At 65.1% G+C, this 23,972-nt stretch carries 22 protein-coding genes; 9 read left to right on the forward strand and 13 right to left on the reverse strand.

From position 1 onward, the window contains the following. The first annotated feature begins 189 nt into the window (after window positions 1-189). From ACKI1H_RS20050 to nahK, 4 genes are all read left to right on the forward strand, one after another. A complete protein-coding gene (locus ACKI1H_RS20050) occupies window positions 190-1,392 on the forward strand; it encodes a porin (RefSeq protein ID WP_440466074.1) in 1,203 nt (400 codons plus the stop codon). A gap of 82 nt (window positions 1,393-1,474) precedes the next feature. Continuing rightward, window positions 1,475-1,867, forward strand: coding sequence for a hypothetical protein (locus tag ACKI1H_RS20055; protein WP_440466075.1), 393 nt, complete (start codon window positions 1,475-1,477; stop codon window positions 1,865-1,867). Window positions 1,868-2,141: 274 nt separating this feature from the next. Further along, window positions 2,142-3,299: a nitric oxide-sensing protein NosP gene (gene nosP / locus ACKI1H_RS20060; RefSeq protein WP_138523910.1), complete on the forward strand. Its 1,158-nt coding sequence runs from the start codon at window positions 2,142-2,144 to the stop codon at window positions 3,297-3,299. Beyond that, window positions 3,229-5,856, forward strand: coding sequence for a hybrid sensor histidine kinase/response regulator NahK/ErcS' (gene nahK / locus ACKI1H_RS20065; protein WP_440466076.1), 2,628 nt, complete (start codon window positions 3,229-3,231; stop codon window positions 5,854-5,856). The genes nosP and nahK overlap by 71 nt, the downstream gene beginning before the upstream one ends. 199 nt (window positions 5,857-6,055) lie before the next feature. On the opposite strand, the gene ACKI1H_RS20070 is transcribed toward nahK, so the two are convergent. The 7 genes from ACKI1H_RS20070 to ACKI1H_RS20100 form a co-directional block, all read right to left on the reverse strand. Beyond that, complete coding sequence (locus tag ACKI1H_RS20070; RefSeq protein WP_138523914.1) at window positions 6,056-6,916, reverse strand: DMT family transporter; 861 nt, start codon at window positions 6,914-6,916, stop codon at window positions 6,056-6,058. A gap of 55 nt (window positions 6,917-6,971) precedes the next feature. After that, entirely contained in the window at window positions 6,972-7,637 is a 666-nt protein-coding gene (gene agmR, locus ACKI1H_RS20075; RefSeq protein ID WP_045217517.1) for a response regulator AgmR, read from the reverse strand. Between the two features lie 80 nt (window positions 7,638-7,717). Further along, complete coding sequence (locus tag ACKI1H_RS20080) at window positions 7,718-8,293, reverse strand: PQQ-dependent catabolism-associated CXXCW motif protein (protein WP_440466077.1); 576 nt, start codon at window positions 8,291-8,293, stop codon at window positions 7,718-7,720. Between the two features lie 105 nt (window positions 8,294-8,398). Beyond that, window positions 8,399-9,217: an ABC transporter permease gene (locus tag ACKI1H_RS20085; RefSeq protein ID WP_440466078.1), complete on the reverse strand. Its 819-nt coding sequence runs from the start codon at window positions 9,215-9,217 to the stop codon at window positions 8,399-8,401. Next, window positions 9,214-9,945 carry an ABC transporter ATP-binding protein gene (locus ACKI1H_RS20090; RefSeq protein WP_440468893.1) on the reverse strand — a complete coding sequence of 244 codons (732 nt, stop codon included), beginning with the start codon at window positions 9,943-9,945 and terminating at the stop codon, window positions 9,214-9,216. Before ACKI1H_RS20090 ends, ACKI1H_RS20085 begins: the two co-directional genes overlap by 4 nt. A 26-nt stretch (window positions 9,946-9,971) precedes the next feature. Next, window positions 9,972-10,940 (reverse strand): YVTN family beta-propeller repeat protein, encoded by a 969-nt coding sequence (locus ACKI1H_RS20095; protein WP_440466079.1) that lies wholly within the window; start codon window positions 10,938-10,940, stop codon window positions 9,972-9,974. A gap of 25 nt (window positions 10,941-10,965) precedes the next feature. Beyond that, window positions 10,966-12,168, reverse strand: a complete 1,203-nt coding sequence (locus ACKI1H_RS20100; protein ID WP_440466080.1) for an ABC transporter substrate-binding protein — start codon at window positions 12,166-12,168, stop codon at window positions 10,966-10,968. 170 nt (window positions 12,169-12,338) lie between these two features. Here ACKI1H_RS20100 and ACKI1H_RS20105 point away from each other — a divergent pair, with 170 nt between their 5' ends. The 3 genes from ACKI1H_RS20105 to ACKI1H_RS20115 are packed head-to-tail and all read left to right on the forward strand — an operon-like array spanning window position 12,339 to window position 14,419. Next, complete coding sequence (locus ACKI1H_RS20105) at window positions 12,339-12,497, forward strand: hypothetical protein (RefSeq protein WP_440466081.1); 159 nt, start codon at window positions 12,339-12,341, stop codon at window positions 12,495-12,497. Continuing rightward, window positions 12,498-13,766, forward strand: coding sequence for a HAMP domain-containing sensor histidine kinase (locus tag ACKI1H_RS20110; RefSeq protein WP_440466082.1), 1,269 nt, complete (start codon window positions 12,498-12,500; stop codon window positions 13,764-13,766). Next, the gene (locus tag ACKI1H_RS20115; RefSeq protein ID WP_138523926.1) at window positions 13,763-14,419 is read left to right on the forward strand and encodes a response regulator; all 657 of its coding nucleotides are present in this window, start codon (window positions 13,763-13,765) and stop codon (window positions 14,417-14,419) included. Before ACKI1H_RS20110 ends, ACKI1H_RS20115 begins: the two co-directional genes overlap by 4 nt. 2 nt (window positions 14,420-14,421) lie before the next feature. Here ACKI1H_RS20115 and ACKI1H_RS20120 read toward each other — a convergent pair whose 3' ends face one another. After that, window positions 14,422-15,516, reverse strand: coding sequence for a GNAT family N-acetyltransferase/peptidase C39 family protein (locus tag ACKI1H_RS20120; RefSeq protein ID WP_440466083.1), 1,095 nt, complete (start codon window positions 15,514-15,516; stop codon window positions 14,422-14,424). Window positions 15,517-15,657: 141 nt separating this feature from the next. Between ACKI1H_RS20120 and ACKI1H_RS20125 the strand changes: the two genes are divergently transcribed. Both ACKI1H_RS20125 and ACKI1H_RS20130 read left to right on the forward strand, forming a co-directional pair. Next, window positions 15,658-17,148, forward strand: a complete 1,491-nt coding sequence (locus tag ACKI1H_RS20125; RefSeq protein WP_138523930.1) for a RimK family protein — start codon at window positions 15,658-15,660, stop codon at window positions 17,146-17,148. A gap of 131 nt (window positions 17,149-17,279) precedes the next feature. Further along, window positions 17,280-18,614, forward strand: coding sequence for a sigma-54 dependent transcriptional regulator (locus tag ACKI1H_RS20130; RefSeq protein ID WP_138523932.1), 1,335 nt, complete (start codon window positions 17,280-17,282; stop codon window positions 18,612-18,614). A 298-nt stretch (window positions 18,615-18,912) separates the two neighbouring features. On the opposite strand, the gene ACKI1H_RS20135 is transcribed toward ACKI1H_RS20130, so the two are convergent. The 5 genes from ACKI1H_RS20135 to ACKI1H_RS20155 all read right to left on the reverse strand — a co-directional run bounded on the left by ACKI1H_RS20135 (window position 18,913) and on the right by ACKI1H_RS20155 (window position 23,918). Further along, window positions 18,913-19,389, reverse strand: a complete 477-nt coding sequence (locus tag ACKI1H_RS20135) for a BRO-N domain-containing protein (protein ID WP_440466084.1) — start codon at window positions 19,387-19,389, stop codon at window positions 18,913-18,915. A gap of 646 nt (window positions 19,390-20,035) precedes the next feature. Beyond that, entirely contained in the window at window positions 20,036-21,310 is a 1,275-nt protein-coding gene (locus ACKI1H_RS20140) for a transporter (protein WP_138523936.1), read from the reverse strand. A 52-nt stretch (window positions 21,311-21,362) separates the two neighbouring features. Next, window positions 21,363-22,109 (reverse strand): hypothetical protein, encoded by a 747-nt coding sequence (locus ACKI1H_RS20145; RefSeq protein WP_138523938.1) that lies wholly within the window; start codon window positions 22,107-22,109, stop codon window positions 21,363-21,365. Window positions 22,110-22,155: 46 nt separating this feature from the next. Beyond that, a complete protein-coding gene (locus ACKI1H_RS20150; protein WP_138523940.1) occupies window positions 22,156-22,836 on the reverse strand; it encodes a C39 family peptidase in 681 nt (226 codons plus the stop codon). A 74-nt stretch (window positions 22,837-22,910) separates the two neighbouring features. Next, on the reverse strand, window positions 22,911-23,918 hold the full coding sequence (locus tag ACKI1H_RS20155; RefSeq protein ID WP_138523942.1) for a heme utilization protein: 1,008 nt from the start codon (window positions 23,916-23,918) through the stop codon (window positions 22,911-22,913). Window positions 23,919-23,972: the final 54 nt, after the last annotated feature.

Raw genomic sequence — 23,972 nt, forward strand, 5'->3', positions numbered from 1 at the left:
CGAGTACCCGCGACCATCGCCGCGCACCCCAGGTAGCGGTAGTCGCAGAGCCTTGCGCCGTGCTCCCGCAAGACGCTCTCAAGACCTGTGCATCCAGCGCCAAAGCAGCGTATGGCGTGGCTTGCGGCGTTTCGATAATCGCCTCCGACACGACTGACTCGCAGTCGATCCATCCACCCGGAGAGCGCCATGAACAAGAACAAGATCGCCGTCCGCCGCCAGCTGCTGCCGCTGGCACTGGCCACCCTGGCCCTGTCTTCAGTGTCGAGCGGGGCTCGCGCCGACATCATGCTGTACGACAAGGACGACACCACCTTTTCCACCGACGGCTACTTCAACGCCTTCTATGTGAACAGCGACGTCGACCGTAACGGCGACACCTACGACCGCCGCCAGTCGCGGGTGAAAATGGGCTTCCTGCCCAACTACATCGGCTTCAACTTCGGCAAGAAGATCGACGACCTGACCCTCACCGGACGCTCCTCGTTCTGGGTGACCATCAACGACAGCGAGCAGGACGGCACCGACACCGCCATCGACGTCCGCCAGTTCTACGGCAACGTCGCTGGCGACTGGGGCGAGGTGCTGATCGGCAAGGACTTCGGGCTGTTCTCGCGTTCGAACATCTTCCTCGACGAACTGCTCGCCGGCTTCGGCAACGCCAGCGATACCCTCGGCCTGGTGGACGGCAAGGGCGTGTCCTTCGGCAACATCGGCACCGGCTACCCGTACCCGTTCCCGACCTCGCAGATCACCTACCGCAACAACAACCTGGTGGACGGCCTGCGCGTCGCCGTCGGCATCATGGATCCGATCGACACCAACCAGATCGACAAGGACGCCAGCGACGGCCTCGACGACAAGGCCTACCAGGACAACCCGCGCTACGAGAGCGAGATCAGCTACCAGTTCGACCTCGGCGGCGCGCAGATCTACAGCTGGGTCAACGGCGCCTACCAGACCTCGAAGAACACCAACGACGAAGTCGACAGCGTGACCTCCAAGGGCCTCGGGTACGGCATCCAGGCGAAGATGGGCGGCTTCTCGCTGACCGGTTCCGGTTTCACCGCCAAGGGCATTAACCCGTTCTTCACCAACAATGCCGGCGAAGCCGCGCTGCGTGAAGTAGACAGCCATGGCGTACTGCTGCAGGGCTCTTACAGCTGGGGCAAGAACCGCGTGGCGCTGTCCACTGGCGAGACCCGCGACGACGGCAACGGCCTGGGCAGCGCGGCGGACTATTCCACCCAGGGCATCGCCTATTTCCGCACCATCAACGACAACCTGAAGCTGGTGGCCGAGTACAACGTCTACGAGATCGACGGCCGCAAAGGCTCCACTGTCAGCGAGGACACCGACACCTTCGCGGTAGGTGCCGTCCTCAACTGGTAAGTCCCCAACTCCTTTGGCTCCATTTCGGCGGGTCGGCACTGCGTGTCGCCCGCCTTTTTCTTCATCTCAAGGAAGGTTTGTCATGATCGGATTGTGGAGCGCGCACGCGCAGAGTTACCTGCTGGTTCTGTCCCTCGCCACCACCCTGGTGTTCGCCTTGCCCATCTTCCTGGCGCCGCTGCTGTGGGCGCGGGTCATGCAGTGGACGCTGCCGGAGCACACCGATCTGGCGGTGTATTTCGGGCGCTGCCTGGGGGCGTTCATACTCATCGTCGAAGCACTCATGCTGCGCGCGGCGCTGACCGGCGAGGCGCTGGTGACCACTTTCGAAGTACTGGCGGCGGTGGCGGGGTTCATGGTGGTGGTGCACATCTACGGCGCGCTGCGGCGCATCCAGCCGTGGACGGAGACGCTGGAGACCGGGTTCTACGCCGGGATGCTGGTGCTGACGTTGCTGTTCTGGCCGGTTGCCTGATGCGGACCTGATGGCGTATCAGCGCCGTAGGAGCGGACCTTGTCCGCGAAACCCATCGCGGCGGAAGCTGCGCGGACAGGTTGATTCCGGTGTGTGGCCAGCCTGTTGGAGCGAGCTTGCTCGCGAACCCGCTTGCCGACGGATCGCGGAGAAGCTCCGCTCCTACAAGGTATCCCGCTACTTTCGGATAGACCCGCCGCGACCCAAGTAGCATGGGGCGCGCCCTGGCTGCTTCGTAGAATGCCCACGTCGATATCCTGACTGGGCGTACGCCATGCACGAAACACAAGGAGTCGTTCGCGGCATGTCCAACGCCCGCGACGTCGAGGCGGTCGCCCAGGACCTGGCGCGCCAGCTCATCCACCCCAACCTCGGCTTTGTGCTGTTCTTCTGTTCGGCCGAGTACGACCTGCCGGCACTGGCCGCCGCGCTGGAGCAGTACTTCGGCGGCATCGACCTGGCCGGCTGCACCACCGCCGGCGAGATCACCCCGCAGGGCTACGGCCGTGGCTGCGTCACCGCCGTGGGCTTCGACCTGCGCAACTTCGCCATCTCCTGCGCGCTGGTGGACGAGATGGAGCGCTTCAGCCTGATCGACGCGCAGCAGATGGTCGAGTCGCTGGTGGCGGACTGCCGCAGCGCCGGCCTGGCGCCGATCAAGGACCACAGTTTCGCCCTGACTCTGCTCGACGGCCTTTCCAGCCGCGAAGAGGTGGTGCTCGCCGCGCTCAGCGCCGCGCTGGGCGCCATTCCGCATTTCGGCGGCTCGGCCGGCGACGACAACCACCTGACCCATACCCACGTCTACTACCAGGGGCAGTTCCACACGGGCGCGGCGGTAGTGGTGCTGTTCAACACCTGGCTGGACTTCGAGGTGTTCACCACCCACCACGTGTTGCCCAGCGAGGAGAAGCTGGTGGTCACCCGCGCCGACAGCGACAGCCGCCGCGTGCTGGAGCTCAACGCCGAGCCGGCCGCGCTGGAGTTTGCCCGGCTGGTCGGGGTGCCGCTGGAACAGCTGGACTTCTCGCTGTTCCCGGCACATCCGCTGGCGGTTCGGGTGCGCGACCAGTACTACGTACGCTCGATCCAGCAGATCAACGACGACCTCAGCCTGACCTTCTACTGCGCGGTGGAGAACGGCATCGTCCTCACCGCCATGAGCACCGGACCGCTGTTGCCGGGGCTCCAGGCGCAGTTCCAGCGCCTGCACGAACGCCTCGGCCCGCCATTGCTGACCATCGGCTGCGACTGCTTCCTGCGGCGTCTGGAGCTGGAGGTGGCCGGCGATACCGAGCCCACCGCCGAGTTTCTCCGCAGCCAGCAGGTGATCGGCTTCAACACCTACGGGGAACAATTCAATGGCATGCATATCAACCAGACCTTCACCGGTGTCGCCATTGGCCGTCCTCGGGGCAACGCCGGATGCTGAGCTGCGCGCGCGCATCGATGAGCTGGAGCGCGACAACCGCAAGCTGCAGCGGATCAATGCGGCGCTGATCGAGCGGGTCGAGTCGGCTACCTCGCGGGGCGACAACGCCTACGGTGCCTTCCAGCATTCGGTGGTGCTGGCCGAGCAGGTGCGCGAACGCACCGATGCGCTAAGCGAGGCAATGGTCGAGCTGAAATCCAGCAACCAGCTGCTCAGCGATGCCCGCCTGCGCGCCGAGACCGCGCACCAGCACCTGCTGGACGCCATCGAGAGCATCTCCGATGCCTTCGTGCTGTTCGACCCGCAGCAGCGCATCGTCCTGTACAACGAGCGCTTCCGTGCGTTCTGGGCGCAGACCCGCGCCCGTGTCGGTGCAGGAACGCGGCTCGCCGAAGTGCGCCGGCTGGCGCAGAGCAGCGGGCTGATCGTCGAGGAGCAGCGCAGCAGCGACGACGAACACACCCTCTATCGCTTGCGCAACGACCGCTGGGTGCGCGTCACCGAGCGACCGACCCGCGACGGTGGACTGGTCGTGCTCTACAGCGACATCACCGAGATCAAGCAGAATGAAATGGCCCGCCGCGAACAGGCGGTGGCGCAGAAGTCGCACTTGCTGCAGCGCGCCGTGGACAACCTGTCCCAGGGCGTCGCCATGGTCGGCGCCGATGGCTCGCTGGAGCTGTGGAACCGGCGCTTCCTGGAACTTTGCGGGCTGGCGCCTATTGGCGCGCACCGGCCCTTCGCCGAGGTCATGGCCGACAGCGAACTGCCGCTGCTGACCCCGCGTAGCCGCCCGCGCAAGGGGGAGGCGGAGGGCGTGATCGAGCAACGGCTGTTCGACGGGCGCATGCTGGAAATCCGCACCCACGCGCTGCCCACCGGCGGCTTCGTCAACACCTTCACCGATATCACCGAGCGCTATCGCCATGCCGAGGCGCTGCGCGAGAGCGAACGCTGGATTCGCCTGATCACCGACCAGGTGCCGGCACTGATCGCCTACCTGACTGCCGACCTCGACTACGACTTCACCAACAAGGTCTACGAGGAGTGGTACCGCTGGCCCAGTGGTTCGATGCTCGGACGCAACCTGCGCGAGGTGCACAGCGCCGAACACTGCCAGCGCCTGGAACCGTACTTCGAACGCGCGCTGTCGGGCGAGAGTGTGACCTTCGAGATCGCCGAGACCAATCTGGCCGGGCAGGAGCGCTACATGCAGCGCTCCTACGTGCCCAACCGCCAGGCCGACGGCACTGTGAGCGGGCTGTTCGTGCTGATCCGCGATATCACCGAGCGCCGCCGCACCGCCGAGGCGCTGCACCAGGCCTACCAGAACCTCGAGCAGCGGGTGCGTGAGCGCACCGCCGAGCTGACCAGCCTGAACGACCAGCTCAAGCGCGAGATCGACGAGCGCAGCCAGGTCGAGGGCCGCCTGCGCGAAGCCAAGCGCGAGGCCGAGCAGGCCAACCTGTCGAAGACCAAGTTCCTCGCCGCCGTCAGCCACGACCTGCTGCAGCCGCTGAACGCCGCGCGCCTGTTTACCAGCGCGCTCCAGGAGCGCAGTGACGAGGCGCTGGTACGCAACATCAGCCAGTCGCTGGAGGACGTGGAGACCCTGCTCGGCACCCTGGTGGACATCTCCAAGCTGGATGCCGGGGTGATAAAGCCGGACATTGCCTCGTTCGATGTCAGCGAGCTGCTCGGCAACCTCGCCGCCGAGTACCGCCAGGTAGCGGCCAGCGAGGGACTGGCGCTGGACTTCGTGCCTTGCGGCGCACAGGTGCGCAGCGATATCCAGCTGCTGGCGCGGATCCTGCGCAACCTGCTGACCAATGCCATTCGCTATACGCCTTCCGGCCGTGTGCTGCTGGGTTGCCGGCGACGTCGGCACAGCCTGTGGGTCGAGGTCTGGGATACTGGCGTGGGCATTGCCGCCGACAAGCTGGGCGAGATATTCCAGGAGTTCAAGCGCGGCGATGTGCAGCGTTTCCACCAGGATCGCGGTCTGGGCCTGGGCCTGGCCATCGTCGAGAAGATCGCGCGCATGCTCGGCCATCGCATCCAGGTGGAGTCGGTACCGGGCAAGGGCTCGTGCTTCGCCATCGAAGTCCCGCTGGCGCGCCGCGTGGCGCGCACTGCACCGGAACCGGAGCGGACCACCGACGGCCTGCTGGAGCGCCTGCGTGGCTCCCGCGTGTGGGTGTTGGACAACGACGCCTCGATCTGCGCCGGCATGCGCACGCTGCTGGAAGCCTGGGGCTGCCAGGTGGTGACGGCGTTGTCGGAAGAGGACCTGGCGCGCCAGGTGGACAATTTCCACGCCGAGTCAGACCTGCTGATCGTCGACTACCACCTCGACGACGGGTTGAACGGCGTCGATGCGGTGGCCTCGATCAACGCGCGCCGTGGCACGCCGCTACCAGCGTTGATGATCACCGCCAACTACAGCAACGAGCTCAAGCAACAGGTTCGCGAGCTGGGGCACACCCTGATGCACAAGCCGGTGCGGCCGATGAAGCTGAAGACGGCGCTGTGCCATCTGATCGATAACGCTCGCTAGCGGCTCCGGCCCCGGGTTAATCGAGGCAGACTGCAGCGTCTCTCCTGCAGGAGCGCGCCATGCCCGCGATCGCGCGCGTGGCGCGCTCCTACAGGGATACTCCGTCGCCAGATGGACCTGTAGGAGCGAGCTTGCTCGCGAACGATGTTTCCGCGTTGGGCGGTTCGCGAGCAAGCTCGCTCCTACGAAAAGCTCTCGTTCAGGCACGCTGGGCGGCGGGCGCACGCACCTTGGCCAGCAGGATCAGCGCGATTCCACCCAGCACTGCCAGTGACACCAGCGCCAGGCGCAGGCTGATCGCTTCGCCCAGCAGCGCGGCGCCGGAAAGGGCCGCCAGGACCGGGACGCTCAGTTGCACCGAGGCGCCCTGGATGGCCGACAGGCCCGGTAGCGCGCTGTACCAGATCGCATAGCCGATCCCCGAGGCGACTGCGCCGGAGAGCACGGCATAGACGATGCCCAGCGTGTCGATGCGCAGGTCGGCGTGGAAGAACACCGCCAGCAACGCCGCAAAGGCAATGGCGCGCACGAAATTGCCCGTCGTGATCGCCAGCGGATCGCTGCCCTTGCGCCCGAGCAGCGAGTACAGCCCCCAGGCCACGCCGGACAGCAGCATCAGCAGCGCACCCGCGAGCGGTGGAGCGCTGGCGCTGGGCAGCAGCTGGACCAGCAGCCCACCCAGGGCCAGCAGGAAGCCCACCAGCGCCTGCCCGCGCAGGCTTTCTCCGCGCAGCAGGCCGACGAGGATCATGGTCACCTGCACCGCGCCGAACAGCAGCAGGGCGCCGGTACCGGCATCCAGTTGTACGTAAGCGTAAGAGAAGGCTGCGGCGTAGACGAACAGCGCCGCCGCCGCGCGCCAGTTGCCGCCTTCGCTGGCGACCCGGTGGCGCAGTTGCAGCAGCAGGGCGAGCACCAGGGCGCCCGAGAAGATACGGATGCCGGTGAAGCTCACCGCGTCGATGCTGGTGGCCTTCAGGGCCAGGCGGCAGAGGATGGAGTTGCCGGCGAAGGCGATCATCGCCAGGCCGGTGAGGCTCAGGGTGCGGGTGGAGGGCATCGAGTGGTTCCCGGTAGCGGTCGCAACGGCACTTTATGAATCGGCGGGCCTCGCTTCAACGACGAAGGTAGGCGGCGAAGTCGATATCGCCCGCACAGAGGATGGCCTGCACGCGGTTATGCACCTTCAGCTTGCGCAGGATCGCGGAGACGTGGGCCTTCACGGTAGTTTCTGCGATCTCCAGGTTGTAGGCGATCTGCTTGTTCGACTCGCCCTTGGTCATCCGCTCCAGCACCAGCAACTGCTTGCGGGTCAGCGCCTGCAGCAGTTCCGGCGGAATGCTGTGATCCTCCTGGCCACTGCGGCGTGGCGAGGATTTCTGCGTGCGGATGATGTCCGACGGCAGGTAGACGTTGCCGTTGAGGATCTGCTCGATGGCCTCGGTCATCTGCACGCGCGGCGACGACTTGGTGATAAAGCCCACCGCGCCGTAGGTGATAGCTTGCAGCACCACCTGCTTGTCCTGCTCGGCGGAGACGATCACCACCGGTATGGTCGGTGCCTCGTTGCGCAGACTCATCAGGCCGTTCAGGCCATGCATGCCGGGCATGTTCAGGTCGAGCAGGATGAGGTCGAGATCGTCGTGTTCCTGGGTCAGGTCCAGGGCGCTGTCGAGGTCGGCGGTCTCCATCACTTCGCTGCCGGGGAAGCCGTCGGCGATGACGTTGTGGATGGCCTCGCGGAACAGCGGGTGATCGTCGGCGATCAGGATCTTGTACATGGCCTACACCTCGTTGTTGTCGTTATGGGTGGCGAGCGGCTTGCGGTCGCAGGCTACTACAGGTGTCACAGAAGCAAGTGTCACGGAAACGGTTGCGGTTGGGCGTCCTGCAGGGGCAGTCCTGCCTGTTCCCAGGCATCGATACCATCACGGTACCAGTAGAGGCTGGCATAGCCCAGCGCATGCGCGCGGCGGATGGCATTCCAGCTCATCCAGCAGTCGGAACGGCAGTAGAACACCAGCGGGCGTTTGGCATCGCCCTCCGTGAGGCGGGAGAGATTCTGCTCCAGGTAGGCCTGCCACTGCGGCTCCAGGGTGCCGGTGCCGACGTTGGCCAGCCACAGGCTGCCGGGCAGGTTGCGGTGCTTTTCGTCCTCGACGAATTGGCCGTTGAGAAAGGTGCGACGGTAGACGTCTACCAGCCGAGTCTGCGGCTCGCGCTTGAGCAGCGCCTGCAGGGCGCGGGTGTCGAGCGTGGTGGCGTGGTCGGCGGAAGGCGGCGTGGGGCTGCGGTACTGGGCCTGGCGGTAGCCGTCGGCGGAAAACAGTGGCGCGTCCTCGGCCTGCGCGGTCGGCAGCGCGAGGGCAAGGCTGAGCAGGCACGCGGCGAGGCAGCCGCTCACATGGCCGTAGGGGGCAGGAGCAAGGCGAGGCATGGCGGTATCTCTGGTCGTTCTTCTTGTAGTGGCCATTAGATGCCGCTTGTGAGGCTTTGGAAATTCGACGTCAGGAGGGGCGAACCGGTACCAAAGTAGTAGGTTTCACCCCTTGCGCAGGGCGGCGTGCTGCGGGTTGAAGGTCAGCACGGCGAGGCCGGCGAAGAGCAGCGTCAGGCCCAGGCAGACGCCCGTGGCGAGCAGGTTGAAGCGCTCGTACAGCGCGAAGCGCACCAGCTCCACCGCATGGCTGAACGGGTTCAGCGCGCACAGCCAGTAGAGCCACTGGCTGGCTTCGCGCATCTTCCACAACGGGTAGAGCGCGGAGGAGAGGAAGAACAGCGGGAAGATGACGAAATTCATCACCCCGGCGAAGTTCTCCAGCTGGCGAATACCGTTGGATAGCAGCAGCCCTAGCGTCCCCAGCAACAGGGCGGCCAGCAGCAACGCCGGCAGCGCCGCCACCAGCCCCATAGCCGGTGGTTGCACCCCATACAGCCAGGCAATCAGCAGGAAGGCGTAGACCTGCAGCAGCGACACCAGCGCAGTCGCCAGCAGCTTGCTGGCCAGCAGGAAAGCGCGTGGCAGCGGGCTGGTCAGCAGCACGCGCATGCTGCCCATCTCGCGGTCGTAGACCATCGACAGCGAACCCTGCATGCCGTTGAACAGCAGGATCATGCAGCACAGCCCCGGCACGATGTAGGTCTCGTAGGTGACGTAGGTGTCGTACGGCTCGATGATCGAGATGCCCAGCGCGGCGCGGAAACCGGCAGCGAACACCAGCAGCCAGAGCAGAGGACGTACCAGCGCGCTGAGGAAGCGCGAGCGTTGCAGGACGAAGCGCAACCATTCGCGCACGACGATGCCGCGCAGGCATTGCCAATAGGCGGCAGGGCCGAAGCGGAGGCTTTCCACGGCACTCATGCGCAGGCCTCCAGACGGGTCAGACGCTCGAAGGTGCGCTCCAGGTTGCCGGCATCGGGTGCGCAGATGTCCCGCGCTTCGCCTCGGGCGACCAGGCGGCCTCGATCCAGCACCAGCAACGCGTCTTCGCTGCGCACCTCGTCCAGCAGATGGGTAGTCCAGAGCACCGCCAGGCCGTCCTCGCGGCACAGCCGGCGTGCGTGTTCGTTGAGCGCCTGGCGCGCCGCCGGGTCGAGGCCGACGCTGGCTTCGTCGAGCAGCAGGAGGCGAGGGCGATGCAGCAGCGCACGGGCTATCTCCACCCGGCGTCGGTGACCACCGTTGAGCGCGCGGACCTTGTCGTGGCGGCGTTCCAGTAACTGCTGGCGGGCCAGCTCGGCATCAATCCGTTCGTTCGCCACGCTGCGCGGCAGGCCGTGCAGGGCTGCGTGGTAGCGCAGGTTCTGCTCCACGCTCAGGTCCAGGTCCAGGGTGCTCTGCTGGAACACCACGCCCAGTTCGCGCAGTGCCAGGCGCGGCTGGCGGCGCAGGCTGCAGCCGAGCACGTCGATCTCGCCCTGCTGCAGGTCGTAGAGGCGGGTGAGCAGGGCGACCAGGGTTGACTTGCCGGCGCCGTTGGGCCCCAGCAAGGCGGTGAAGCGCCCGACAGGCAGCTCGAACGCGAGGCCGTCGAGGGCACGGCGCGGGCCGTAGGAGAAACCGAGGTCGCGGACCGCCAGCGCATTCATGCTGAGTGCGTTCATGGTGGGCGCGTTCATGGCGTCACCACCACACCCCACGGATAACGGCCCACCTTGATCGACTTGGTGACCTTTCGCGAGTCGACGTCGATCACCGAGACGTCGCCACTGACACCGTTGGTGGCCAGCAGGGTCTTCTCGTCCGGGGTAAAGGCCAGGTGCCAGACGCGGCGGCCCACCAGCAGGTAGTCGAGCACCTCGAACGTCTTCGCATCCACCACCGCGACATGGTTGGCCGGGCCGAGGGCGACGAAGGCCAGCTTGCCGTCGGCGGTCAGCTGCACGCCAACCGGCTGCACCTTGTCCGGGTGTACGCCCTGGATGGTGAAACGCAGGGTCTTGAGAATCTTGCGGCTGGAGGTATCGACCACGCTGACGGTGCCGCCGATCTCCGCCGAGACCCAGACTTGCGAGCCGTCATGGGTGAACTCGGCATGGCGCGGGCGCTGGTCCACCAGGGTGCTGTCCACCAGTTTCTGGGTCGATGTGTCGATCCAGTGCAGCATGTTGGTGGTCTCGCTGGTGTTCACCGCCCATTTGCCGTCCGGGCTCACCGCCATGCCCTCGGGTTCGACGCCGACGTCGATCTGCCCGAGCACCTGGGCGGTGTGGGTGTCGACCACGGTGACCAGCGCATCGTCCTCGTTGGAGACGTAAAGCCAGCGGTCATTGGGGTGCAGGGCGAACTGCTCGGGGTCGGCGCCCGAAGGCAGTTGCTTGACGATCTTGCGGGTGGCGAGGTCGATCACCTGCACGGTGTCCGAGTCACTGGCGCAGACGTACAGCAGCTTGTTGTCGTGGGACAGCGCCAGGCCGCGCGGGCGCTTGCCGGTGTCGATGCTGCCGGTGACGGTCAGCGTGTCCAGGTCGATGACGCTGAGGTTGTTGTCCTTCTCGTTGGAGACGTAAGCGGTGGCGGCGAAGGCCGTGGGTACGAGGCCGAGCGCGAGGCTCAGGCAGGAGAGGGCAAGCAGGCGGGGCATGGCGGATTCCTCAAGGTGATTCTTGTTATGGCTTTGCGTCGGCGAGGTGGCACTGGCTTTCCGGAGCGTCGAGGCCGAGGCTGTCGAGTTCGCTGGTGGGGTGCAGGAAACCTTCCTGCGGCGAGGTGCTGACCAGTGCGCGCGGCTGTACCAGCGGGATCGGCTGGCGCAGTTGGCCGTCCCAGGGGCGGAAGCCGAGCTTGTAGCCCTTGAATCCGTCCAGCGGCAGGTCGGGGGACAGCGACAGCGTGCGGATCGTCATGGGGTCGGTGTTGCGCAAGCGGGTGACGGCGCTGGCGATGCTGCGCACGGCGATCCAGGCGGCGAAGTCGCGGTCGTTCATCCAGCGTCCGGCGTGTTCTTCGAAGCGCTTCTGCAATTGCGCGGCGCCGTAGGTTTCCACGGTCTTGTGCCAACCGGTGGCAACCAGCCCCTGGGTGCCGGCCACGGGGCGTGGCAGCCAGGTGTTGTAGGGCACGTACTCGCCGAAATCGCCGTGTTCGTCGGCCACCAGCACGGCGTCGTAGTCCTCGCTGGACTGGGTGAACAGTGCCATGTCGGCCTGGGCGCTGCGGCGCTGGTCGTTGTCGAAGGTGAAGGGTTTTTCTTCGACTATCTTCGCGCCGAAGCGCTTGGCCGAGCGCCGCAAGGCGGCAGCGTAGGCGGCGTCCTCGGGACGCTGGCCAACGATCAGTAGCCAGCGCGTCCACTTGCGCAGCACCAGGAACTGAGTGAGGGCGTCGCTGAGCATGAGTCGGCTGGGCAGGGTGTGCAGCACGTTTACCGGGCACTGGCTGGCGCGCAGCTCGTCATCGGCGGCACCGGCGTTGAACAGCAGGCTGTCCGGCAAAGCGGCAGCCAGTTGGCGCAGGGAGTCGGCCGGGGCGTTGACCACGAACAGGCGCAGGCCGGCATCGTGCAGGCGCCTGGCTTCGGCCAGCAGCTTTTCAGGGGTGTCGGTGCTGGCGACCTCCAGGCTGTAGTGGTGCTTTAGGAAGCGCCCGGTACTGTTGCTGTCGGTGATCGCCAGCTCTGCGCCGCGCAGGCCGGCGTCGGTGGGCTCGGGGATGACGTTGGACAGCAGCGGGCCGGGATCGGGCGTGTAGCCCAGGTAGCCGATGCGGATGTCCAGCTCGGGGGCATCCTCCGCACGCGCGTCGATGCTGAAGACAGCGGCGCAGGCAACCGCGAGCAGATAGGCCACGCCGTGCAGGACGAACTGGCGCATGGAGCGACTCCTTTTCCGGGTCGACAAGTTCTTGTGCGGCCAGCATAGGAAGCGCCAGGGGTGCGGCAAATATGCAGAAAGTACCGGTTGGGGCAGTACCAAGGTAGTAGGTTGCGCGTCGCCCCCACGGCCTAGGATGGCGCTACAAGAACCAGAAGAGGAGCGTCGCCATGCGTATCGCCGTCACTCTCGTCCTGCCGATCCTGCTGATGCTCAGCCTGTTCGGCTTCGATTTTCTCTATACCCGTAACGGCTATCTGCCGGCAGCGGAACTGCGGGCACCCGTGGCGCCGGTCGGGTGTATCACGACCTGTCGCAGCGTTCCGTAGATGTCGGCGCTGTGGCGAATCAACCTGCTGGTCGGGCTGTTCTTCGGCCTGCTAGCTGCCGTGTGCCTGGTCGTTCTGCTGCACCAGGGCAACGACGACGTACGCCGCGAGATGGACGCCGCCCGGGGCGTGCTCGACTACCTGCGCGAAGCGGCGCAACGCGACCCCGCCAGCCTTGATCCGGACCTCACCTCCGGACTGCGCCATGTACGCGTGCACTGGCTGGACACTGCTGCGCCCGCGCCGCACTCGGGGCTGGACGATTGGCTGGTGACGCGCCTGTACCCGGACCTGCCGGCGCCAACCCTGCTGACCCTGGCGGATGGCCGGCGCGTGCAGTTGAGCCTCGATCCGCTCGATGAAATCGACGAGGTGCGCGATTCGCTGGTGCAGCTGTTGGTGCTGTTCGGCGTTGCGCTGCTGGCCAGCCTGCTGGCGATCCGCTGGGCGGTGCGCGGTGGCTTGCGGGTAGTGGAGCAACTGCATGGCGCGCTGGGGGATGTCTCCCGCGGTCAGTTCCAGGTGCGTCTGCCGGATCACTCGCTACCCGAGGCGCAACGCCTGGCCAGCGGTTTCAACGGTATGGCGGCGGCGCTGGAGCATGCCTGCGTGGAGAACGCCGAGCTGACCCGTGCGCTGCTCGCGGTGCAGGAGCGCGAACGCCTGCAACTCGCCCAGGCGCTGCACGACGACATCGGTCAATACCTTGCCGGAATTCGTGCGCAGGTGTTCCTGCTGCGTAGCCTGGAGCGCCAGGACGGTATCGGCGTCGTCACGCTCGACCGCCTGGAGCAGCATTGCCAGGGACTCAACGAAAGCTTCCGCGCGCTGGTGCGCGATCTCTATCCGGTGGTGCTGGAGCGGGTCAGCCTGGAAGAGGCGCTGCGCCTGCACATCGAACAATGGCAAGCCAGCCAGGGCGTGGCCTGCCGGCTTCGTCTGGACGAGCTGCCCGCCCTGCCTGCCATTGCCAAGGCCCACCTGTATCGCCTGTTGCAGGAGGCACTGACCAACGTGGCCCGTCACGCGGGCGCTCGCCATGTGCGTGTGGTTCTGCGGAGACGCGAGGGGCGGTTGTTCCTCTGGGTGCGTGACGACGGCCGGGGCTGTCAGGGGCTGCCGCGCGCGGGAATCGGCATGCGCTCCATGCGCGAACGCGCACGTTGCCTGGGAGGCGAGCTGCACCTGCGCCGCCGTCCGGGCGGCGGTCTGGCGTTGCGCTTGTGGATGCCGCTGACGGAAAGCGTGATGGAAGGAGAGAGGATGTGAAGATTCTGCTGGTGGACGACCATTTCGTCGTCCGCGATGGCATTGCCACGCTGTTGCGTGGCCTGTTCCCCGAGGTCGAGGTGATCGAGGCCGCCGATGGCGAAGCCGCACTGGAGGCAGTGCAGCGCAGCGTCCCCAGTCTGGTGATCCTGGATATCGGCCTGCCCGGTATCAGTGGCCTGGAAGTCACCCGCCGGCTGCGCCAGCGCTTGCCGCAACTGCGGGTGTTGTTCTTCAGCATGCACGACGAACTGCCCCTGGTACGCCAGGCGCTGGACGCCGGTGCGTCGGGCTACATCACCAAGGGGGCGTCACCGGCGGTGCTGGTGGAGGCGGTCAGGCGCATCCTGGCCGGCCATGCCTACATCGAGCAGCCGCTGGCCACTCAGCTGGCGCGGCAGCCCCAGGGTGCCGATGGCCAGGACCCACGGCTGCAGGGCATGACCCAGCGCGAATTCGAGATCTTCGTGATGCTCGCCCGTGGCCTGCCGGTGCGCCAGGTGGCGGAGCACCTGTGCATCAGCGCAAAGACCGTGTCGAACCACGTCACTCTGCTCAAGCAGAAGCTGCAGGTGGTGTCCCACGCCGAGCTGGTGCACCTGGCCATCGACACTGGCGTGCTGAGGCTCGGTGGCGAGGCGCTGGCCGGCTAGCGTCAGCGCTTGTAGAGGATCACCGCCGCGCGCAGCTTGCTGCGGCCGAAGCGGCTCATCTGCTCGAACTCCCCATGGCTCACCGGGATGTGCTGGCAGTCCAGCGGCTCGCGGTGCTGGCTGTGGTCGACATCGGGATCGTGCAGGTAGACGAAGTCCTCGTCGCAATCGGTGACGGTCACCCAGTGCGGCGCCTTGGAGCGGGTCAGGCGGTAGCTGCTGATCAGCACCATTGGCTGACCGCCAGCCTCCAGTGCGCTGTCAATGTCCAACTGGCTGAGCAGCAGTTGTTCCACGTCGCTGCGAGCCAGTTCGGCGGCGAAGTCCTCGTGGACCAGGCGCATGACTTCGCGCTTTTCCTCGCTGCGCACGCCATCGAGGAACAACGGGCCATCCTCCGACAACTGCAATTGCACGCGGAATCCCCGGCGGTGTGCCGCCAGCGCCAGCCCCTGGGGGCTGCACCCTCCGTGGCCGGCGGTCATGTAGATGGTGGTCGCCTCGCGCCACAGGCGCAGTTCCTCGCGACGCTCCAGGTGGCGCTCGGGTTCCAGTGCGCCCATGGCCATCAGTAGCGCCGAGGGGCCGCAGGTGAACTCGGTGGTCTGCCGGTAGTAGGGCACATGGCGGTGGGTGCGCTCGTTGATGTGACGGATTCGCTTCTCGAAGCGCAGGGCCTCGCTATGGTCTTCGTAGTAGTCGCGCACCGTGGCGAACGGGCGGTAGCCATTACGTTCGTAGAGGGCGATAGCTCCGCGATTGTCCGGGCGCACTTCCAGGCGCAGGTAGGCGCAGTCGTTCTGCAGCGCTTCGGCCTCGGCCCGATCCAGCAGCTTCTGGCCCAGGCCGATGCCGCGGGCGCGTTCGTCCACGGCGATGGAGTACAGGCGTGCCAGCGATGTTCCCTGGTGGAACAGCACCAACGCGTAGCCCAGCAACTGACCGTCGGATTCGGCGACAGTCAGGCTGGCGTGGGCGCGGGTGATCATCCACTGGAAGTTGCGGCGGGACAGGCGGTCGTGTTCGAAACAGCGGTTTTCCATGTCGACCAGGGCTTGCAGGTCGTCGGCGGTGGCAGCGCGGAACTGGAGTTTCATAGAGTAAGCATTCGTTAATCTGCGGGGCGCACCTTGTCCGGTGCTGGCTGCGAACGGGCATTGCGTCTTGCGGTCGAAGCTCAACCAGTATTGTCCCAGGGGCAGGGCGCGGCAAGCGCGCCAGCCAGCTTCGGAGGTGTCGTGAGCAAGCTGTTCATCATCGTGGAACGCAAGGAAGACTGGGCTTCGTACTACCCCAGCGAAGACGTGGTCACCGCCCAGGAGTACCTGGAGATGCCCATCGACGACGACAATGGCAAGCGCGTGCAGGTGATCAACCTGTGCCGCAACTACAAGTACCTGGGCCACGGCTATTACTGCTCGCTGCTGGCCGAAGCGCGCGGGCACAAGGTGATCCCGTCGGTGCGCAGCATCAGCGAACTGGCGAAGAAGTCGCTCTACAGCCTGGCGCTGGAGGACCTGGAGAAGACCCTCGACAAGGCGCTGGCCGATCATCCCTATGGCAGCACCGATGGTTTCACCCTGACGCTGTACTTCGGCCGCACCGATATCGAACCGTTGCAGGACCTGGCGCGCCAGCTGTTCGAAGCCTTGCCGTGCCCGATGCTGCTGGTGGAGTTCCGCAAGAACCGGGGCTGGCACATCGAAGGGGTGAAACCGGGCAACATCCACAAGCTGCGCGAGGACCAGGAGGACCAGTTCGCCGCCGCGCTGGAGGGCTTCAGCCGGCAGATCTGGCGCAAGCCGCGTTCACGCAAGCAGTACCGCTATGACCTGGCGATCCTGCACGACCCGGAAGAAGCCTTCCCGCCGTCTGACCGCAAGGCGCTGAAGAACTTCATCCGCATCGGCCGCAGCCTCGGCATAGACGTCGAGCTGATCGAAAAGAAGGACTACTCGCGCCTGGCCGAGTACGACGCACTGCTGATCCGCGAGACCACCAGCGTCAGTGACCACACCTACCGCTTCGCCAAGAAGGCCGAGAGCGAGGGCATGGTGGTGATGGACGACCCGGTGTCGATCCTGCGCTGCACCAACAAGGTCTACCTCGCCGACCTGCTGCGCAGCCACAAGCTGGGCATGCCGGCCACCGAGATCCTCTACAAGGACAACCCGGCGGAGCTGGAGAAGGTCGGCGAGCGCCTGGGTTTCCCGCTGGTGCTGAAGATTCCCGACGGCAGTTTCTCCCGCGGGGTGATCAAGGTGGGCAACCAGGAGGAGTTGCTCAAGGCCAGCGCGGAGCTGTTCGAGCGCTCGGTGCTGCTGCTCGCCCAGGAGTTCTTCTATACCGAATACGACTGGCGGATCGGCGTCTTGAACCAGAAACCCATATTCGCTTGCCAGTACTTCATGTCCAAGGGGCACTGGCAGATCTACGACCACAGCCCGGACGCCCAGGAAGTGAGCGGCGATTTCCGCACGATGGCCGTCCACGAGGCGCCGCGCAAGGTCGTGGAACTGGCGGTGAAAACCGCCAACCTGATCGGCGACGGGCTCTACGGCGTGGATTTGAAGCAGGCGGGGGACCGGGTGGTGGTCATCGAGGTGAACGACAACCCGAACATCGATTGTGGGGTGGAGGACGTCTACCTGGGAGACGACCTTTACAAGCTGGTGCTCGAGGAGTTCGTTCGGCGTCTGGAAGTCAAGCGGCGCGGTCGCGGGTGGTGAGATCGATTCGGTATTGACCTTATAGGAAAACGGTCGATGTGCGGCGTCAAGATATTGCTAGCGTTACAAATTGGAGCGCCAACCAACTGTTTTTTAAAGTTTTTCAAAATAATGGCGCCAAGGAAGGGAGCATGCTCGAGGCAGCCGCGAATACTCGTCGCCTGCTGGTTGTCGATCCGTGCGACGACTGCCGCAGGTTATTACCCGGATTACGGGCAGCAGGGTGGGAGGTAGACAGTTGCGAGCTGGACGGTGCCAGCAATCGCGGCTGTGACGTCGGCCTGCTGCGCTTGCAACCCCGGCATCTCGAACGCCGGGAGTCCGTCAAGGAACTCATCAGCCGCAGCGGCACGGAGTGGATAGCCGTGCTCAGCCCGGACGTATTGCCTCTCAATGAGGTGGGCGATTTCGTCAGCGAGTGGTTCTTCGATTTCCATACCTTGCCCTTCGATGTAGCGCGCGTGCAGGTCACCCTCGGTCGGGCGTTCGGCATGGCGCGTCTGCGCGGGCGTGGCAGTGTGCACAGTGACGATCACCAGCACGAGTTGCTGGGCGAGAGCCGCGATGTGCGTGAACTACGCAAGTTGTTGGCGAAGTTCGCGCCGACCGAGTCGCCCGTGCTGATCCGCGGCGAGAGCGGCACCGGCAAGGAACTGGTGGCGCGTACCCTGCACCGCCAGTCGAGGCGGGCGGTCCGGCCGTTCGTGGCGATCAACTGTGGGGCAATGCCCGAGGCGCTCATCCAGTCCGAGCTGTTCGGCCACGAGAAGGGCGCGTTCACCGGGGCGCACCAGCGCAAGATCGGCCGCTTCGAACAGGCCAACGGCGGCACGCTGTTCCTCGACGAGGTGGGTGACCTGCCGTTGGAGTTGCAGGCCAACCTGCTGCGCGTCTTGCAGGAGAAGCAGATCGAACGCGTCGGCGGCAGCCAGCCGATCGATGTCGATGTGCGGGTGCTGGCGGCGACCCACGTCGACCTGGAGCAGGCAATGCGCGCGGGGCTGTTCCGTGAGGACCTTTACTACCGGCTCAACGTCCTGCAGGTATCCACTTCGCCGTTGCGTGAGCGCAATGGCGACCTGGCGCTGCTGGCCAATCACTTCGCGCACCTTTATAGCGTCGAGACCGGCCGCCGCCCGCGGCGCTTCTCGGACGATGCGTTGGCGGCCATGGCCGAGCACAGCTGGCCGGGCAACGTGCGCGAACTGGCCAACCGGGTGCGGCGTGGCCTGGTGTTGGCCGAGGGACGGCAGATCGAGTCCCGCGACCTGGGTCTGGAGCGGGAGAAGGGCCGCTCGGCGCACCTGCCGCTGGTGACCCTGGAAGAATACAAGCTCGGTGCCGAGCGCCAGGCCATGTGCGATGCGCTGGCCCGGCACGGCGATAACCTCAGTGTGGCGGCGCGGATGCTGGGTATCTCGCGGCCGACCTTCTATCGCTTGTTGCACAAGCATCAGTTGCGCTAGGGCGGGGAAACCGGTCGGGGCGGGAACGGACGTGGAGCCGTTACCCGCCGCGATGCGGTGCAACCGCAGGCGATCACGTGGTTTCACCCTGCCACCAGGCGGTGCCCGCAATCGTGCGTCGGGTGCGCTCCTGCGGGTGCAATCCGCTGCCGGGTTGTAGGGCGAATAACCCGGAACGGGTTATCCGCCAGCCCCCTGCGGCGGATAACGCTGGCGCGTTATGCGCCCTACGGATGCCGCGCCGGGGCGAGTCGTAGGATGGGTGGAGCCTAGGCGATACCCATCCTACGAGAGCGGCTCAGGCATGAAGGTGGTTTTCCATCAACCCTACGGCGTCGCGCCAGCGCAGCCACAGGTTGCCTTGCCAATCCATGACCGGAAGTAATTCGCCCAGCAGCTCTTGCATGCGCCGGCGTGGCAGGCGCGTGTCGAGGTTGCAGCGGTCGCGCAGGGCGGGCACCACTTCGTTGCTCAGCCACTGGCGCAGGCTGCGGTTTTCCGGGTGGTAGCAGTAGACCAGCAGCAGGGCGTACAGACCGCTTTCGCTGACCAGCAGCTCGGGCTCAGGCTTGCCGGCGAGTCGCTCGTGACGAAGCTGGTCGCTGTCCAGGCGGGTCAGGAAGGGCGCGCCGATCTTGTAGCTGAGCAGCTTGCCCAAATCGCTGGCGACAAACCACGCCTGCTGCTCGATCAGCAGGGCGCGCAATGGGCGGTTGTAACGAATGAAAGGGGTCGGGATCAGGCCGTCGTCGGCCGGGGCGATCGAAAGGTTCATGCTGGAGCTCCTTGTACGTTCAAGAAGCCGCCGCCCGAAACTGCCGAAATGGGGAGGCGGACCGTGCAAGGGTGGAAAACCGGTTGAGCCTAACCAAACCCGGCCGGACCGAAGTCCGCCTCACACGGTCCGCCATAGGCAGCAAAGCGACCCGGCATCGAGGTGATGCCGGATTGCTCCCGCTATTGCATTGGTTAGGTCAATACAGGTTTCCACACCTGGCCACGATGACGCTGTGGCAGGGCGAAACGCTAAGCAGGAGGCTCGTAGGACCGCAACGCCGGCGCAGTGTAGGGGCGTTCCCAAGCGTGCAGCAGCCGAAGCGCGTACCTGGCGCGGTGGCTTGCGGGAACTGAGAGCTTGTCGGGAGATTCCGCGCGAAAACCCTTGCGCCGGTGTCCGACTGTAGGATGGTGTGGAGCGCAGCGACACCCATCGCTCTCCTGCACAGGCAGCATGGGTATCGCTGCGCTCCACCCATCCTACGGCGATCCGGCTAATCCGCCCCCACGAGCTGACACCGGGCTCGACCTGCAGGTGCACGCCACACGCGATCCTCGGTCATGACCCGAGCCGGCAGGGACGCGGCGATGGAGAATGCCAAAGGCCCCCGGAAGGGGGCCTTTGTGTTTGGACTGCCGTACCGTCAGAAGTAATACGGGAATTTCACGCTGAAGCTGAAATCCGGCGCATCCGGCGAGATGCCGATGGACAGGTTCGGCACGATGGTCAGGTTGGGGCTCCACGCGTAGGTCAGACCCCAGTTGAAGTACGCCGCGTTGGCGTCGCTGCCGGTGACGGTGGTCCAGTCGCCGCCGTCGGCCTTGATCTTGCTCTTCTTGGCGATCAGGTCGGAGAAGGAGAACGACATGCTGGTCTTCTCGTTGAGGGCGAAGGCCACGCCCGCACCGATCTGGAACCAGTCGCCGAGATCGACCTTGCCTTTCTGCTTCACGCCCTGGGTGGGGCTGATGTCGTCGAAGGATTCCTCGAAGTTGTAGGTGTAGGAGAGGCTGCCGAACAGCACAGCCGGGTCGACGGTCTTGACCAGCGAGATGCCGGGGGTGACCGACCATACGCCGTTGCCGGTAGGCAGGGACTCGGGCACGTTGAGGTTGTCGTTGTCCGAGGCGCGCTTGAGCTTGATGCCGTAGGGTTCCTTGCCGGTGGGCGCCTTGACCCGCAGGCTGACCACCGCGTCGGGGCGCGACTCGGTTTCGTCCATGAACTTGTAGGCGATGCCGACGTTGACATCGCCCAGTGTCGGGTCGCGGGTGACCTTCTCGTCGGTGGACTGCGCCGTGGAGTTGCCGGCGCCGGCCGATTCGAAGGTGCTTTCGCGGTAGACCACGGGGGCGTTTATGTCGAACTGCCAGCGGTTGTTCCAGTTGTAGCGGCCGGTGAGGTCCAGGGTCCAGTTGTCGGCGTTGATGTTGTCCACGCCGATGTTGCCCAGGAAGATCGTGTCCAACGCCAGGAAGCCATTGAGGATCAGCTGCTTGGTGTCGTAGTGGGTGTAGGTAATGCCCGTCTCGAAACTGAACGCGCCATTGCCGAAGAAGCCGCTGGCCTCGTCGTAGAGGTTCTCAACGCTCTTGGGTGGGCTGGCGTCATCCTTGAGCGACTCGCCGTAGGAGCTGCCGCTGGAGGCAACGGTGTTGCCGGTTCCGGGCGGTGTCGGCTTGCCGGTGGAGGTGACCAGGCGCTTGGGCTGGGCGGGCGTGGCCGGAGCTTCCTCGACCTGCCTGACCCGTTGCTCGAGCACCATCAGGGCCTTCTGCTGGGCCTCGTAGCGCTGCTTCAGCTCAAGCAGCTCCTGCTTCAACGTCTCCACCTCGGCTTCCGTCGCCGCAGCGGCGAAGGTCGAGGGGAGTAATGCGGATACACAGATTGCAGTTCCTAGCGATAGCGATCGGTGCATGGCGCGCTGTCCTTCTTATAGGTTGGACCTCACAGTCGCACTGGAGCGTAGATCACATACCCATAGTGCGAAGCCCTTTGAGTTGGTCGAGATTGCAGTCGAGCGCTCCAGACGACGGAAGGTTGTTTTTCAGCACCACGCTGAGCTGTGCCAGGTTATTGACGGCATTATTCCCACCCACCATCTGCGCGGCCTGGAGCAGCCCGCCGGCAGCCAGTTGCTGCATGGCGGCACCCTGGCCGTTGGCATTGATGGCGAGCTGGATGCTGCCATTGCCCGGCGTGACGCTGACGTCACCGGCGCCGTTGCTGGCGGTAATCGGAGTGCTGTTCAGCGGTGTGCCCTGCTGGGCCACGGCGGGCGGCGGCTGGTCGGCCTCCTTCACGTCGATGCTGACGGTGTTGGCGGCCGTGTTGTAGTCGCCTGCTGCGCGAACGCTCTGAGTGACACCCTGGGACTGGCTGAGGCCCGCTCCGCCGGTGACCGTGCCGGTACCCGCCGCGGGCGGAGCCGGGTTGCCGGTGGCCGGTTCATCGATAGTGGTCACGTAGAACTGCGGTTTGATGGTCGACTCCTGGACCTGCATGCTGACCCTGGCGCCGATGTTGTCGCCCACGGCGTTCTTCCAGGTGCTGCTCATGACGATGCCGAAGCTGATGACCCGGCCAGGCATCACGTACTTGCCGCGAAGTTGGGCCAGCTCCTGATCCTTCAGCTCGATCGGCTTGAAGACGCTTTCTGCCTGGACCGGCAGGCAGGCCACTATGCAGGTGGCGGCAAGCAATGGGATCACTTTCATTGGGGTTCTCCCCGGAAGGATTCCTGCCTTCCGTTCTTGTGCGGTCTTAGAGGAAGTCGCTCTGGATAAAACCGAATTCCATGAGCTCCGCATCCTTGACCGGGCTGAACGCATTGATTCGGTCCCTGGCCGTCAGTGGGTCGGGCGGGTTCATCAGGGCATTGGCCTGTTCGTAGCCCGGACCGATGACGGCGAAGATGATGCCGTTCCAGCCTTTGAGAAAATCTTCCTGGGTAAAGCGCTTGTGGCCCAGCACCGGGTCGCCGATATAGACGTAGCCCTTGTAGGCACGCTGCATCACGACGAAGTGTTTGTAGCCACGGATATCCATCAGCACTATCACCGGGATCGTCAGCTTCTCCAGAGACGCCGGCGGGATTCGGTACCCGCGTGCGCGCATGCCGATGCCTTCGAGGTACGTCTTCATGTCGAGCATCGAAAAGCCCTGCGTGCGCACCAGGTCCGGGTCGGCCCGGACCAGCATCCCCTTGATCACGAATTCCTCGTCCACGTCCAGCGCGTAGGCCTGGCGGAGGATCGTTGCCAGCGCGGCGGCGCCGCAGCTGAAATCGGTCTTCTGCTGGACCAGATTGCTGAACTTGCGCTCACGGATGCTCTCGACTGGCTTGTAGGCCACCGCCCCACCGGGAAGAACGGCGAAGGGGAGCTGCGCGGCCTGTGCCGTGAGCGAGAGAAGGGCGAGCAAAAGCAGGGCGGACGTACGCATGATCGTGACGCCTTGGGGTGGCTCAGGAGAAGGAGGCTCCGTTGCCGGAGCCTCCAGGTGCTACGCCGTTTCGCTTACAGGCAGGATTTGCAGCCTGCGGCGATGGACAGCGAGTTGCTCTGCTGGTTGCCTACACCAGCCGCAACGTTCGCGCCGAGGTTGCCCGACACATTGTTGAGCGAGTTGTTGATGGAGGCATCGTTGCGCACCGGGTCTTTCCAGCCGGTGGGGATCAGCACCTGATAGGTGGCCTGGCCTCTGAGATCAACAGTGCCAGCTTCGACGAAGAACAGCGGATCCTTGTCGGTTTTGCTGCCACCGCTGTTGCGGCTATCGTCATGACCGCCACGGCCCGACTCGTCGACCACGTAGCCTGCACCTGCTCCCTTGTAGGTGCCATGGGCGCTGAAGGTGGACCGCAAGGTTTCCTTCTCGTAAGTCAGGAAGGCTACGTTGCCCACGGTGTTGCCACTGGAGGTCTGGGTGGCGCCACTGTAGGAGTCAGCACTACGACCACCGGACACGGCGGCTGCCATGTCGTTTTTCTGCTGGTTGTAGTTGCCCGACGCGATGTTGATGCCGATGTTCCCGGAGGAGTTGCTGCCGGAGTTGTTCAGCGAAGCCTTGTTGGTGGTGGAGAAGTTCCAGGCCTGGTTGTCCGTGTTGTTCTGGGTCACTTCAGTCGACGCATAGGCGGTACCGAAGATGAACTTCTCATCGGCAGTCGCCAGGGCGGCGGCGTTGGCCTGTTGGTTCATATCGCCGGCGGCGACGTTGACGCCTACGTTCCCGGATGCGTTCCCCAACGATCCGTCGACTGTCGCGGTGTTCTTGGTGCCCATGTTCACCACGGTGTTGTCGCTGCTTTCCTGGGTGTCTTCCACCGTTGCACTGGCGCCTGCCTCGATCCGTGGGTCCTTGTAGGGATCGTACGGGGTCTTGGGTTGATGTTGTTCATGACCGTGGCCATTGTCGTGGCCGTGACCATGCCCGTTGTTGTTACGGTTATCCGCGTGCACTGCTACAGCCATGACCGCTGCAACAGCGAAAACCAGAGGCTTCAGAGCCATTCTTGGTTTCATGGTGTATCTCCTTTGCTTTGTTTGGCGTGTTTAGTGTTATTGGAGTTGGCTTGG

The organism is Pseudomonas sp. YH-1 (assembly GCF_051990045.1).
Taxonomy (GTDB): domain Bacteria; phylum Pseudomonadota; class Gammaproteobacteria; order Pseudomonadales; family Pseudomonadaceae; genus Pseudomonas; species Pseudomonas nicosulfuronedens.

What these genes read in the sequence shown, in the direction of transcription:
- ACKI1H_RS20050 (WP_440466074.1), top strand. Translation starts at nt 190, where the DNA reads ATGAACAAGAACAAGATCGCCGTCCGCCGCCAGCTGCTGCCGCTGGCA.
- ACKI1H_RS20055 (WP_440466075.1), top strand. Translation starts at nt 1,475, where the DNA reads ATGATCGGATTGTGGAGCGCGCACGCGCAGAGTTACCTGCTGGTTCTG.
- nosP (WP_138523910.1), top strand. Translation starts at nt 2,142, where the DNA reads ATGCACGAAACACAAGGAGTCGTTCGCGGCATGTCCAACGCCCGCGAC.
- nahK (WP_440466076.1), top strand. Translation starts at nt 3,229, where the DNA reads ATGGCATGCATATCAACCAGACCTTCACCGGTGTCGCCATTGGCCGTC.
- ACKI1H_RS20070 (WP_138523914.1), bottom strand. Translation starts at nt 6,916, where the DNA reads ATGCCCTCCACCCGCACCCTGAGCCTCACCGGCCTGGCGATGATCGCC.
- agmR (WP_045217517.1), bottom strand. Translation starts at nt 7,637, where the DNA reads ATGTACAAGATCCTGATCGCCGACGATCACCCGCTGTTCCGCGAGGCC.
- ACKI1H_RS20080 (WP_440466077.1), bottom strand. Translation starts at nt 8,293, where the DNA reads ATGCCTCGCCTTGCTCCTGCCCCCTACGGCCATGTGAGCGGCTGCCTC.
- ACKI1H_RS20085 (WP_440466078.1), bottom strand. Translation starts at nt 9,217, where the DNA reads ATGAGTGCCGTGGAAAGCCTCCGCTTCGGCCCTGCCGCCTATTGGCAA.
- ACKI1H_RS20090 (WP_440468893.1), bottom strand. Translation starts at nt 9,945, where the DNA reads ATGAATGCGCTGGCGGTCCGCGACCTCGGTTTCTCCTACGGCCCGCGC.
- ACKI1H_RS20095 (WP_440466079.1), bottom strand. Translation starts at nt 10,940, where the DNA reads ATGCCCCGCCTGCTTGCCCTCTCCTGCCTGAGCCTCGCGCTCGGCCTC.
- ACKI1H_RS20100 (WP_440466080.1), bottom strand. Translation starts at nt 12,168, where the DNA reads ATGCGCCAGTTCGTCCTGCACGGCGTGGCCTATCTGCTCGCGGTTGCC.
- ACKI1H_RS20105 (WP_440466081.1), top strand. Translation starts at nt 12,339, where the DNA reads ATGCGTATCGCCGTCACTCTCGTCCTGCCGATCCTGCTGATGCTCAGC.
- ACKI1H_RS20110 (WP_440466082.1), top strand. Translation starts at nt 12,498, where the DNA reads ATGTCGGCGCTGTGGCGAATCAACCTGCTGGTCGGGCTGTTCTTCGGC.
- ACKI1H_RS20120 (WP_440466083.1), bottom strand. Translation starts at nt 15,516, where the DNA reads ATGAAACTCCAGTTCCGCGCTGCCACCGCCGACGACCTGCAAGCCCTG.
- ACKI1H_RS20130 (WP_138523932.1), top strand. Translation starts at nt 17,280, where the DNA reads ATGCTCGAGGCAGCCGCGAATACTCGTCGCCTGCTGGTTGTCGATCCG.
- ACKI1H_RS20135 (WP_440466084.1), bottom strand. Translation starts at nt 19,389, where the DNA reads ATGAACCTTTCGATCGCCCCGGCCGACGACGGCCTGATCCCGACCCCT.
- ACKI1H_RS20140 (WP_138523936.1), bottom strand. Translation starts at nt 21,310, where the DNA reads ATGCACCGATCGCTATCGCTAGGAACTGCAATCTGTGTATCCGCATTA.
- ACKI1H_RS20145 (WP_138523938.1), bottom strand. Translation starts at nt 22,109, where the DNA reads ATGAAAGTGATCCCATTGCTTGCCGCCACCTGCATAGTGGCCTGCCTG.
- ACKI1H_RS20150 (WP_138523940.1), bottom strand. Translation starts at nt 22,836, where the DNA reads ATGCGTACGTCCGCCCTGCTTTTGCTCGCCCTTCTCTCGCTCACGGCA.
- ACKI1H_RS20155 (WP_138523942.1), bottom strand. Translation starts at nt 23,918, where the DNA reads ATGAAACCAAGAATGGCTCTGAAGCCTCTGGTTTTCGCTGTTGCAGCG.